The organism is Schlesneria paludicola DSM 18645 (assembly GCF_000255655.1).
Lineage (GTDB): Bacteria > Planctomycetota > Planctomycetia > Planctomycetales > Planctomycetaceae > Schlesneria > Schlesneria paludicola.
Genome location: NZ_JH636435.1, coordinates 2,348,945 through 2,360,539, shown reverse-complemented (window position 1 = coordinate 2,360,539; position 11,595 = coordinate 2,348,945). Strand labels below are relative to the sequence as shown.

Here is an 11,595-nt window from a genome sequence, read left to right as displayed (position 1 = left end):
CGACGGAATTTATGAGGCGTCATCGGTATCGCAGGTGTTTATCGGCGGGGCGTCATCGAATCGTGGGAAATCGACGGGGCCCTGGACGAAGAAAGGCATTCGCCGGAGTTGCCGCCGCCCGGTTCGCAGCGACGGCAGTGTGATCCGGCTGAACGCCTTTTGCTAAGAAACGCAGCAAAAAATCAGTTGGCGTTGATGGTTGCGCCCGGACGGCTGTCCGTTCGGAACGGGGTCAACGGCAAACCATTGGCTCCAAACATGTTGACGATGGGGTTGTCGGCCCAGCCGTAGCGGACTGCTGCCGGGCTGGTGACTTCGTCGCTCCAGACTTCGATCGTGTTGTCTTTTTGGATTGCAGCCTTGGCCCAGACGAACTTCCCATCTTCCGTGGCGATGGAGAATCCTCGCGGCTCTAGAACGTCAAACGGTCGCCAGCCACCTTCAATATGGTCAAAGGTCAGGACGATTTTGTTGTCTTTCTTTGCCATCGATTTGTACTGCGGGCTGTGGTAAGCGATTTTGACTCCGTAGTCTTTGGCGAGCGCCCAGCGAGCCAGGCGTCGTCCCACGTCGACCTTATTTTTGGGATGGATGTCTCGTCCTTCACCAATGTCGATGATGACCGCTTCACCAGTGTTGGGGAGTCGTGTCATGGTCATTGTCTGAGCTTCGCGCAATTCAGCCCATGAACTTTCGTCTGGCTGTGGTTTTTCAGGATAGAAATCGGCGAGTTGAACCCAATAGAACGGGAAGTCGCCCTGTTTCCATTCGTCACGCCAGCTCTTGATCATCAATGGGAACAAATCGCGGTACTGATAAGCACGCCCGGCATTTGATTCACCTTGGTACCAGATGGCTCCTTTAATTCCATAGCCGAGATGGGACTTGAGCACCCCATTGTAGATGTTTGCAGGACGATGGTTGCCACCCATCTGATTCGTCAAGCCTGTCAAGGCTTTCTTTTCTTCGTCAGTCAGCTGGTCGCCCTTCGCTGTCAGCTCTGCGAATTTCGTTTCCATCTGAACCCAGCGATCCATCATCGGTTTGAATTTGGGATCGGCATTCAGCGTGTCGCGGTTGATCCAAGCTTCGCACGCGGAACCACCCCAAGCGTTATTAATCATGCCAATCGGCACACCCAGGGTTTCGTAGAGCTGTCGCGCGAAGAAGTATCCCACAGCCGAGAAATCATCGACGGTTTCAGGGGTACAGACTTTCCAGCGGCGATCGTCGTGACTCCAGATCGGTGATTGAGTTCCAACCTGCGGGAAGTTAATCATGCGAATCTTGGGATACTTCGCTGCCAACTTTTCCAGATCGGGATCATTCGATTGTTTGACCGACCACTGCATATTCGACTGGCCGGAACAGACCCAGACTTCACCGACCAGGATGTCGGTGAATTTCACTTCGTTCTTGCCCTTTACGGTCAGTTCGTACGGACCCCCGACGGCCAGCGGTTCCAACATGACGTTCCAAGTGCCGTCGGCTGCCGCGGTGGCGCTGTGCGTTTGCTTGTCGACCGAGACGGTTACCGCCTCTCCCGCATCCGCCGTGCCCCAGACTTTGTTTTTCTGGCCCTGTTGCAGAACCATGTGGTCGCCGAAAACATTCGGCAGCTTCACATTCGCATAAACTGACTGACTCGCGAACAGCGTCACGAGTACGGCACCCAGCCACGCTCGCACCGACGTTAATGAACTCGTTGCAAATCCAGCATTCATTCTCTTCGTGCCTCCTTCACTGCATGATCAAAGCTGTTCTTTGCCCGTGATCAAAGCCGTTCTTCGATCCGAGTGACCAAACACGTAACACGCCGTTGATATGAAAACAACCGTGCTGTGAAAATCAGGCTGAATGAGTCGTAAGGAGTTGCCGCGACGGATCAATTGCCGACGAGGGGGCGACCGCTCCGCCGTCAAAATGGGCCGACTTGCAAGTATTGGCTAGAACAGCTTCCCTCGGCCGTACAAATCAGAGGAGTGAAAACGAAAAACCCCGGAGCCGAGTGACGCGGGTTCCGGGGATCGTGTTCACGAACCGCGCAGACAAGTGCCGCACGGGTGACCAGAGTCTTCGCGCTGGAGAGGGCGCTTGCGACTTCGCGACTGATATACCACCAACTAGATCGGTGATTTAATTTCGAGCCGTGAGGAAATTGGGGTGAGATTTCAGATTTCTCGCTCCAGCCATGGCTGGCAGAACGATCGCTCACGTTCGTGGTTCGTGAGGATTGCAATGCCGTAATGTCTTTTCATGAAGAAGAATACGTCAATGTTGTTCCACAGGTTGCCATGCGCCTACTGATCCGCGGCCGGTGCATAGGGGGCCGGATCCGTCAAGCCTGCGTCGGCAAAACCCTTTAGGCGGAGCTGGCAGGAATCGCAGTGTCCGCATCCCCTTCCTTGCCGATCCGGGTCGTAGCAACTATGAGTGAGTCCATAGTCGACACCCAGTTCGGTTCCATAACGCACGATATCCGCCTTGGAAAGGTCCATTAAGGGCGCATGAACTTTCCAATCTGCGGTTTTCTCGACACCTGATTTTGTTGCGAGATTCGCAAGCGATTCGAATGCCGCAATGAATTCGGGGCGACAATCAGGGTATCCACTGTAGTCGACAGCGTTTACGCCAATAAACAGGTCGGTTGCACTAAGGACTTCTGCCCACCCCAGTGCGATTGATAAGAAGATCGTGTTTCGAGCCGGGACATACGTGATTGGGATGCCATCGGTCATTTCGGTTTCGCTGCGATCCTTGGGAACGGCGATGTCGTCAGTCAGTGCAGAACCACCAAACGGGCGCATATCGATTGGAATGGTCACGTGGCGTTCGACCTCCGCGGCGGCACAGACGCGGCGGGCAGCCTCGAGTTCGAAGCGATGGCGCTGCCCGTAATCGAAGCTCAAGGCGAACAGGCGAAAACCTTCCTTTTTTGCGATTGCCAGGATTGTTGCCGAATCCAAGCCGCCACTGACGAGGACCACGGCCTTTTTCGCTTCTGCATTCATTGTCTTTTGCCTAAATTATCAAACGGGAATGACGTGCGGGTTCGTCGGGCAAGATCGGCTGCGGCGGACCTTTCCCCGCACAGGGAATCGTAATCCACCTTGACCCAATTCAGCGAGTTCACGTATACGACCGGGGCTTTTTACGATATTTCCGCGCGGATTGAATCTTACGATATGCGGCAACTCGAACGCTATGTGATGATGGAAGTGCTCCGCGTGTTCGGGGCCATGATTACCATTTCCACATTGTTGTTCGTGTTTGTGGGGGCGTTCAGCGAAGCGCAGAAGCTGGACTTGGGAATCTGGCAGGTTCTGCAGATCATTCCCTATGCCATCCCGAACCTGATGCCATACACGATCCCCGCCACGTTGTTGCTGACGGTCTGCGTGGTTTACGGGCGCATGGCGGGTGACAGCGAAATCATTGCCGCACGCGCGGCGGGGGTGCATATCTTCCACCTGATTTGGCCGTCACTCTTCGTTGCTGCGACGCTCAGCATTGGAACGCTAGTTCTGACGGACCAGGTCATACCATGGGCGTTCAGCAACATCGAGCGCGTGGTAGCCCTAGCGATGGAAGACATCTTCCTCGATAAGCTCCGAGCTCAGAATCACATCAGTGCGAAGGGCTTTGGCGTTACGATCAACGTGACAGGGGTTCGCGGGCGGAATCTGATCAATCCCACAATCCGTGTGGTACGCGGAGGAAAGGCAAGCACGGTTCAGGCGGACGAGGCCCACATTGAGTTTGATCTCAGGAATCAGTTGATTTGGCTGTCACTCCGCAAAATTCGAGGCAAGTTCGCGAAGAATATTCAGCTTAAATCGGAGTATGAACGCATTTCGTACGCATTGCCAAAACACGGAGGCAATTCGGGAAGTCGCGTCAAACGCACACGAGAACTGCTCGTCGCACTCGACGGCCAACACGAACGGCAGCGAATTGCCAAGCAGAAGCAAGCTGTCGAATCAGCCTTTGCACTGGCAAGAGGTGACTTTGAGGCCTTTAGCAGCACGAGCTTCAATGCCCATGAGCAGACCGCCAAATCCGCCGTGCATGAAATTCGAGGCTTGCGAACGGAGTACTACAATCGGTTCGCCATGTCTGTGAACTGTTTTTTCGTCGTATTATTGGGGACGCCATTCTCGATCTTGATGGCGAAGAAGCAGTTTCTGACGACATTTCTCTTTTGCTTCTTACCAATCCTGACGGTCTATTACCCGATTGCGATGATGACGCAGAATCTCTCAAAATCGGGCCAGCTTGATCCCAGTTGGTCGGCCTGGATGGCGAACGGCGCGTTGTTGGTCGCGGCGATCTATTACATGCATCGCGTCGTCAAAAACTAGCGACGCAATTCCTCTCTCCTGACAGGTTGATGCGTTCCCGTGCGAGCTCGTTGACCTGCCGAGAGTGCGTTTATCGACGCGCAAGATACGGGCGAAATTCTACTCGACATTCACTCTGGTGAACTCGAACCATCGCTTGGGATTGGGATTCGGGACGAGTTAAGAAAGAACAGTGCGCGTCCCTGCGCTCTGTTACATACGGTGAGAAGTTTTACCGGAGTCAAACCGCCGCGGCGTTGATGGACGATTCGGCGAGTTCTGTTAATTGACCGTCAGTTTCCTTCTCTTCAGCCAACGTCTGGGATAAGAGAGATGCTGCTTCGGTGTTGTGCATCAGTTGCGCCCAGGTGATGAGTGTTCCATAGGTCGCGATCTCGTAGTGCTCGACTTTCTGCGCCGCGGCGATCAGTGCCGCGTCTTTCACGTCGCACTCGCAGTCCATTTCGAGAATTTCCGAACCTTCTTTCACGAGTCCTTTCATGGCCTCACAGGTCTTGGCTCGGGCCGTTAGCCCAAGAGCTTCGAAGATCTGATGCAGGCGCAGGACGTGCGTCTTTGTTTGTTCGAGGTGGTTTTCAAAGCCCGTTCTGAGTTCTTCTGATGTCGCTCCTTTGGCCATTTTCGGAAGGGCTTTCACCAGTTGGTTTTCGGCACTAAGAATGTCACGCAGTTCATTCACGAACAGTTCATTGAGATTCGAAATGTGCATTGATCAGGTCCTTTAGTCGTGAGGGGATGTGGGATGAATTCACCGAGGGAGGACGCGAACACACTTCGGTGCCAGCAAGTCCTCGCGATGGCCGATTCCACAAGTCTGTACAGAGGGCTTGTTGATTCGAGCGTCTTTATCCGGCGTAACAGGCTGCATATCTTGAGCCAACCGCTCCGTCTCTGAGGCGGACGTTTCGCAAATCGTGATCGAATTCGATCAACGTTGGATTCGCGGAATTGGTCGCCGCAGTAATGTCGGTAGCCATACGCGAGTCCCCATGGTGCGAATCATCGAATACTGTCGCATGCGATCTTGAGCTTTGGCCAGCATGCGCCCTTATCAGCGATTCAAAACCGGGACGAAAAGAGAGCAGGCTGGATTTCGAGCCGCCATCCCAGGTCGGATGCTGATTGCTGACCAAGCATCCTTCAGCACCTTGGTACGAAACGGCGAGTCGTGCGTGAGACATGACGGTCTGTCGCGCATTCGCACCCGTCAGCAACGACCGCTCGCCTTCTCGATCCAAGTGGGTTTTCGTGACGAGCTTGGACGGCTCCAGCGATCATTCCGGTCTCGCACATGCTTTCGATGTGTCTCCAAATAGACGCTTGATCGAATTCAATTGGTCGTCGACCGAATTGCGAGCTCTCGCATCACGCAAATGATCGACTTGGCGAGCGGTGATTGGAATGGGTGTACCGCACGGGGGAGTGTTGGGAACGAGTCGCTGGACGAGTTCGTGCTGGAACTCTGCCAGCCCCTGCCCCGTGACGGAGGAAACTGGAAGGGAGTTCTTTGGCAGTTGATCGCCCCAGCGACTGGGCAAGTCTGCCTTATGGGCGACGATCAACGCAGTGGGCCATGTCGTCAGGATTCGAATATCGTCTGATGTGGGCTTTTGACTGAGATCGATCAGGACGATTTGGAGGTCGGCCTGGGCCAGATGCTGTCTCGCCATTTCGATTCCCGCCGCTTCAATTTCTCCAATCGCGTTCCGCATCCCGGCGGTATCCGCCAGCGTGACGGGCCAACCATCGAAAGCAGTCTCACCAGTCACAATGTCTCGCGTCGTACCTGGTTCGTCATAGACGATGGCGCGCTGGTAGCCCAGTAGGGCGTTGATCAGGCTCGATTTTCCCACATTGGGACGTCCTGTCAGGACCACGTTCCACGGGGTGGTGAGGTGCAATCCCAATGAAGACCAGTCAAGCAGAGCATCCAAATGACGATTCCGTCCTTCACGATCGCTGGCCTCCAGCTGCAATAATTTCGTGTAGGCGTTTCGTAACAGGCCGTTCGTTTGTTCAAGGACGATTTGGGTTGTGCGCCAGGTAGAAGTTCGACTGAGCGCCTCAAGCCCCTCGGCTTCCAGTAAATCCGTATGTTCGGCGAGTTGGTCGCGCCAGTCGACGATGGCGCATCCGACCGTCTTCAAGTCCTGAAGGATTCGTTCGACAGCGGCATCGCCACCGTGGCAGTGAATTTCGGTAATTTCCGTCGCAACACGGCAGACGACAAGCTCTTCGGTATCGCTCAGGCCCCATTGGCCGAACGCAATCTTACCAATCGGCTGGTTCTGCAGGGGCATCCCATTCGCCGCTTGAAAGAAGCGATCAATTGGCGAACAGCTCGTCGCATTCCACCGTGAGTTGTCTTGAAAGCGAATTGTCGCGACGGCACCGCGGCCGGCAGGTGTCAGGCGAGCTGCCGTCGGTTGTGAGGACATGTCTGGCATTCGATCAACCGCCCTTTTTCCACGCGGTAATCACCAACCCGTGCATACCCAGTGAAGGGACAAAGAGCAGACCTGGGAACTGAGGCGACAGAACGGGACCGCCACCGCCCGTGAGAATCATCCACGGAGCGTCGGCACGATCGATGGGTGTCTCGAAGTCTGGTCTCGAAAGGTGTTCATGCCGGCACGTTTGATAGACCAGTTCTCGAATCGCACCGACTTGTCCCCAGAAAAGCCCGTTTCGAATGGCTTCGCGGGTATTGCGTCCCGGGGTCACAGGCGGTTCGCCGCCGAGATCTTGGACCGGCAACTGGGGCAGAACTGCCGTATAATGATGTAAGGCTTTCGCCGACATTTCCAACCCCGGCAGAATCGCGCCACCGCGAAACACGCCATCGCGGCTGATGAAATTCAGCGTCGTCGCCGTGCCTGAATCGATCACAATCGTCGCCCGTGAGGCGGGACGAAGAACGTTCGCGGCGACCGCATTCAGCAGACGATCGATACCGACTTTCTCAGGAAAATCAACATCGACCTCGACGGGGATGGCCGCGCGATCTCGGACAATCAGCGGTGTTGGCAACGCGGATTGTGGCCATTCGCTCAGGACGCGTTCGATGGCTTGCGGATTTGAGCCAGCGATAACGGTTCCTTCTGGCTGCCAACTCGCGAGTGTCTTCCAAGGAATTTCATCACCAGCGGGAATGGCCAGAAAACGCTGACAATTCGGCCAGTCGCGTTTGGTGTCGACAATCCGGACGATGTCTTCGCCGATGCGGCGAAAGAACGAACAGCGCGCCGGCAAGAAGAAGCCAAACTTCAGGCGGCTGTTTCCGGCGTCAATGGCCAGCAGGGGACGGAGCATCAAGCGATTCCAACCGGGAATGAACGAAGGCAATGAGCGCGTGAGATCGTCGCCAGGTGAGCGAGATTTCCAGGGCACGAAACTCAGATTTTCACACGAAGTGGCCGAATGATAGCTTTCCAGCAAGGGACCTCAAAGACACTTTCCCGCGGGATCACATTCCCGGGAACGTTCCGGTCAGCGCGATTCGAAGATTCGAAGGGGAAATTTCCGCGTCCACTGTGGCCGAAAGTGAATGGGCCTTCAACAATGTGCACGCATCAGCGATGATTTTCTCTCCGCGGGGGGATGATTCCGTCGTTGGCTCATGCGGATTGCCATGTTCAGTTCCCGTTTTCGAATCGGGACTACTCTGCAGGAAGAGACTCGAAGTGCCTGACGAACCACCGATGTTCATCGAAGCTCGAGAGACATCGATGGCATTCGGTGCATTACGGCAGGCGCTCGCGGAGATCACCTGCGAAATCCGGCAGGGCGAGTTTGTCTCGCTGCTGGGCCCCTCTGGCTGTGGAAAGTCGACATTCCTGCGCCTCGTTGCGGGATTGATGCCTGCGACATCGGGGAAATTGACTGTCGGCGGCGAGGCACCCGAAGTGGCGCGGCGTAGTGCGTGTCGCGTGTCGTTCGTGTTCCAAGAGCCGAATTTGTTGCCTTGGCGAACCGTCGCGGACAATATTCGGTTGCCCCTCGAACTTCAGGGGCTGTCGCGACAATCGTACGCAGGGCGGATCGAGGAATCGCTACGTTTGATCGGACTGACAGCCGATGATGCGCGGAAACGACCTCGAAACCTGTCGGGCGGGATGCGGATGCGTGTCTCGCTGGCGCGAGCGCTCGTCATTCAGCCCGACCTGTTGTTGCTCGATGAACCGTTTGCCGCGCTGGATGACGTTTTGCGACAGCAATTGAATGAAGAGTTAGTTCGAATCTGGACGCAGCATCGTTGGACCGGGATGTTTGTGACGCACAACGTCACCGAGGCGGTGTTTCTTTCACAACGCGTGCTCGTCATGAGCAAGCGTCCGGGGACAATTGTCGCTGAAGTCCCCGTGCCGTTTGCGTATCCCCGGGAACCAGCGCTGCGGGCCGAACCAGGGTTCGCCCGGCTGTGTGGTGAGCTGAGTCAACGACTTCGTGAGGCTGCGGAATGACGACGTGCTCGAGATGGATGCGGCAACTGGCTCAGGCGGTTGTGCCGCCGCTAGTGGTCTTCGGAGTCGTCATCGCAATCTGGCAGGCCTGCATGGTCGGCTTTGCGATCAAGCCCTATTTGTTGCCGGCTCCATTGTCGGTAGCAAAGGCATTTCTCAATGACGCGCCACTGTTGGCGCGGGCCGTCATGTACACAGGCTCGGCCGCGGCGATCGGTTTCGCGGGGAGTCTGATCGTCGGAACGTTGATTGCGTTCGCCTTTTCGCAGTCGCCGACGCTGCGGGCCTGCGGCTATCCATACTTCATCTTCTTGCAGACCGTTCCGATTGTTGCCATTGCTCCCTTGATTGTTCGGTGGTGCGGCTATGGTTTTCAGAGCGTCGTGTTTGTGTCGTTTATTCTGGGCTTGTTTCCCATTCTGTCGAATGGCACCCAGGGTTTGTTGGATATCGATCCGGACCTGCTCGATCTGTTCCGATTGAACAACGCCTCACGCTGGCAGGTCTTAATGAAGTTGCGATTCCCGAGTGCCGTGCCGGGGATCCTTGCGGGAGCTCGCACCGCCAGCGGTCTGTCAGTCGTTGGATCGATCGTGGGCGAGTTCTTCGTGGGCTATGGATCAAAACAGTTTGGTCTCGGCTATTTGATCTATTCCACGAACGGGCAGTCGCAGCTCGATCGGCTGTTTGCCGCCGTGTTGACATCGACCTTGTTTGGGATTGCGATCTTTGGTTTCGTCAATCTGGTGAGTGTGACCATTCTTCGCGGCTGGTACGACGGCCCGGTCGAACACCGAAGTTAGTGGAGGGTGTGAGGACCGGGGCCGATTGTACGAGTCATTGACGGCGTCGAAGCATCGTGCTGCGACGCCTTATTTGGCTTCCTCGGTCGATGTGGCCGTTTCTTTTTCTGAGCGACCTGATTCACCTGAGAGCGAAGTGTTCAGCAGTGGCAGCTCAAGGCCCGCAATCTCTTCTGCGTTTCGAACAAACAACTTTCCGTGGGCCACTACGGGATGGTTCCACGTTTTTCCCTCGATCGCCTTGATCCGCACGAGTTCCTTGTGTTCTTCGGGGCGCGCTTCGACGAGGGCCACTTCACCCTGCTCGGTGAGAATCAGCAGCAACGCGTCGTCGGCCAACAGCAAGACTTGCCCATTTCCGTAACCGCGAGTTCGCCATTTCATCTTGCCGTCGGCCAGTCCAACGCACATGAAGATATTGTTGTCAAATCCATACAGGTAGTCGTTTCGGACCACAAAGTCGTTGTAGTAGGGCTTGATGACTTTGGATGTCCATTGCTCTTCCAACTTCCATTCCTCACCCTCGCGGTGCACCGACAAACGCCGCGTTCCGCCAGTCATTCCGGTCCCTAAGAGTACATCGGTGTCGTTCAAGATCGCAGGTTGAACGACACGCGCTTGCTCGACAGGCCAACGATGCTCCCACAGCACTTTGCCGCTTTCGGGTTCGTATGAGGCCAGGCCGACATCCGACGTGACCAACACCTGCTCCACCCCGCCCATCGTTGCGGGATGTGTTGAGCAATAGCTGTGGGAGCCATCTCCAGAAGTCCACGCCAATTCTCCAGAATCAAATTTGTAGGCCGCAACGCCTTTCCCTTCAGGACCGCCGGCGAAGACCGTGACCAGACCGTGAGAGACGAGCGGCGAGCCAGAGAATCCCCATTGCGGGGTTTTGGCCTTGGTGTCGGCGACAATATCTGCGGACCACAGTTTTTCGCCTGTCGCCGCATTCAGACAGTTGAGCCGCCCGGTTGCACCGAGCGCGAGGATACGACCTTCATGAAACGTTGGCGTGCCACGTGGACCCGCACCCGCCACAACTTCTTCGAATCGAGCCTTGTCACGATGAGCCCAGATCTCGTTGCCAGACTCGGTGTCGTAACACACGACGAATTCGTCATCACCTCGCTGTTCCTGCGTGAACAGGTGGTGCCCGATGACTGAGAATGAGGACCAGCCGGGGCCAATTCGATGACGCCAGAGCTCTTTCGGTGGCGTCTTGTCCCAGTCTGTGCGGATTCGGACACCCGTCAAACTTCCATCGCGACGGGGGCCGCGAAAACTCGGCCAATCCCCTTCTTTCAAAACAAGGTCAACGACGGCTGATGTCGTGCTTGATCCGGCGGGCTTGCTGGTCGACTTCAATTCCGACAGCAGTTTCGATTCTGGGGTTGGTGTCCAGCGCCAGTTGAATGCTGCGGCAAAACTGCCGTCCATCCCATCGACGCGAAGCATCGAGTAAACCGCTCCGCAACCGAGAAAGACGAGTAGCATCCCTGCGCGGCGCACCGGCCATGAAAGCTTCCACGAGACCAATAACCAAGTGACCCACAACGTTGCGACGACGGGGATGGCATAAAGGATCAATCCCATCACAGGGAAGTTCTTGCCAGCGATCAGGGACGTCCCGACACCTGTCAGAGCGAGGACCGCAATTCCGACAAGTCGGTCCGACCAACGCAATCGGCTGGCCAGTAACCACCAGAGCGCGAGCAAGAGCATTGCGGCGGCGGGGGCAACAATCAGACCAAAAAAGAATTTCGACGGGGCCGGTTCACCAACAGAGGCCCAGATACGGAGCGACCAAAGAGCGACAATTACCAAAACGCCGGGCCAAAGTCGCAATCGTCGGGTGGGAGAATCTCCGCTCGTTTTCGAATCGACTTGAATTGTCGTGTCGCTCATGGAACACTCCGTTAAATAGCTTTTGGAAATCCCCGCCACATACAGTACCGGTACAATATG

Annotated in this window: 9 protein-coding genes; 3 read left to right on the top strand and 6 right to left on the bottom strand. The window is 55.8% G+C overall.

The features are described from left to right. Positions 1–182: 182 nt before the first annotated feature. Positions 183–1,724: a sialate O-acetylesterase gene (locus OSO_RS0127705; protein WP_010586254.1), complete on the bottom strand. Its 1,542-nt coding sequence runs from the start codon at positions 1,722–1,724 to the stop codon at positions 183–185. Between the two features lie 576 nt (positions 1,725–2,300). Then, positions 2,301–3,011, bottom strand: coding sequence for a 7-cyano-7-deazaguanine synthase QueC (gene queC / locus OSO_RS0127700; protein ID WP_010586253.1), 711 nt, complete (start codon positions 3,009–3,011; stop codon positions 2,301–2,303). Between the two features lie 99 nt (positions 3,012–3,110). On the opposite strand from queC, the gene OSO_RS0127695 reads away from it, so the two are divergent. Next, positions 3,111–4,361 (top strand): LptF/LptG family permease, encoded by a 1,251-nt coding sequence (locus OSO_RS0127695; RefSeq protein WP_157605482.1) that lies wholly within the window; start codon positions 3,111–3,113, stop codon positions 4,359–4,361. 220 nt (positions 4,362–4,581) lie between these two features. Here the strand turns inward: OSO_RS0127695 and OSO_RS0127690 are convergent, their stop codons facing one another. The 3 genes from OSO_RS0127690 to OSO_RS48675 all read right to left on the bottom strand — a co-directional run bounded on the left by OSO_RS0127690 (position 4,582) and on the right by OSO_RS48675 (position 7,673). Then, positions 4,582–5,070, bottom strand: coding sequence for a YciE/YciF ferroxidase family protein (locus tag OSO_RS0127690; protein ID WP_010586251.1), 489 nt, complete (start codon positions 5,068–5,070; stop codon positions 4,582–4,584). A gap of 565 nt (positions 5,071–5,635) precedes the next feature. Beyond that, positions 5,636–6,799: a GTPase gene (locus tag OSO_RS0127680; RefSeq protein WP_010586249.1), complete on the bottom strand. Its 1,164-nt coding sequence runs from the start codon at positions 6,797–6,799 to the stop codon at positions 5,636–5,638. A 13-nt stretch (positions 6,800–6,812) separates the two neighbouring features. Beyond that, the gene (locus OSO_RS48675) at positions 6,813–7,673 is read right to left on the bottom strand and encodes a type III pantothenate kinase (protein ID WP_157605481.1); all 861 of its coding nucleotides are present in this window, start codon (positions 7,671–7,673) and stop codon (positions 6,813–6,815) included. 371 nt (positions 7,674–8,044) lie between these two features. On the opposite strand from OSO_RS48675, the gene OSO_RS0127665 reads away from it, so the two are divergent. After that, a complete protein-coding gene (locus OSO_RS0127665; RefSeq protein ID WP_202799985.1) occupies positions 8,045–8,824 on the top strand; it encodes an ABC transporter ATP-binding protein in 780 nt (259 codons plus the stop codon). Further along, positions 8,821–9,627, top strand: a complete 807-nt coding sequence (locus OSO_RS0127660) for an ABC transporter permease (protein ID WP_157605480.1) — start codon at positions 8,821–8,823, stop codon at positions 9,625–9,627. The genes OSO_RS0127665 and OSO_RS0127660 overlap by 4 nt, the downstream gene beginning before the upstream one ends. A 69-nt stretch (positions 9,628–9,696) precedes the next feature. Here OSO_RS0127660 and OSO_RS0127655 read toward each other — a convergent pair whose 3' ends face one another. Then, positions 9,697–11,535, bottom strand: coding sequence for a PQQ-binding-like beta-propeller repeat protein (locus OSO_RS0127655; RefSeq protein WP_010586244.1), 1,839 nt, complete (start codon positions 11,533–11,535; stop codon positions 9,697–9,699). Between the last annotated feature and the right edge of the window lie 60 nt (positions 11,536–11,595).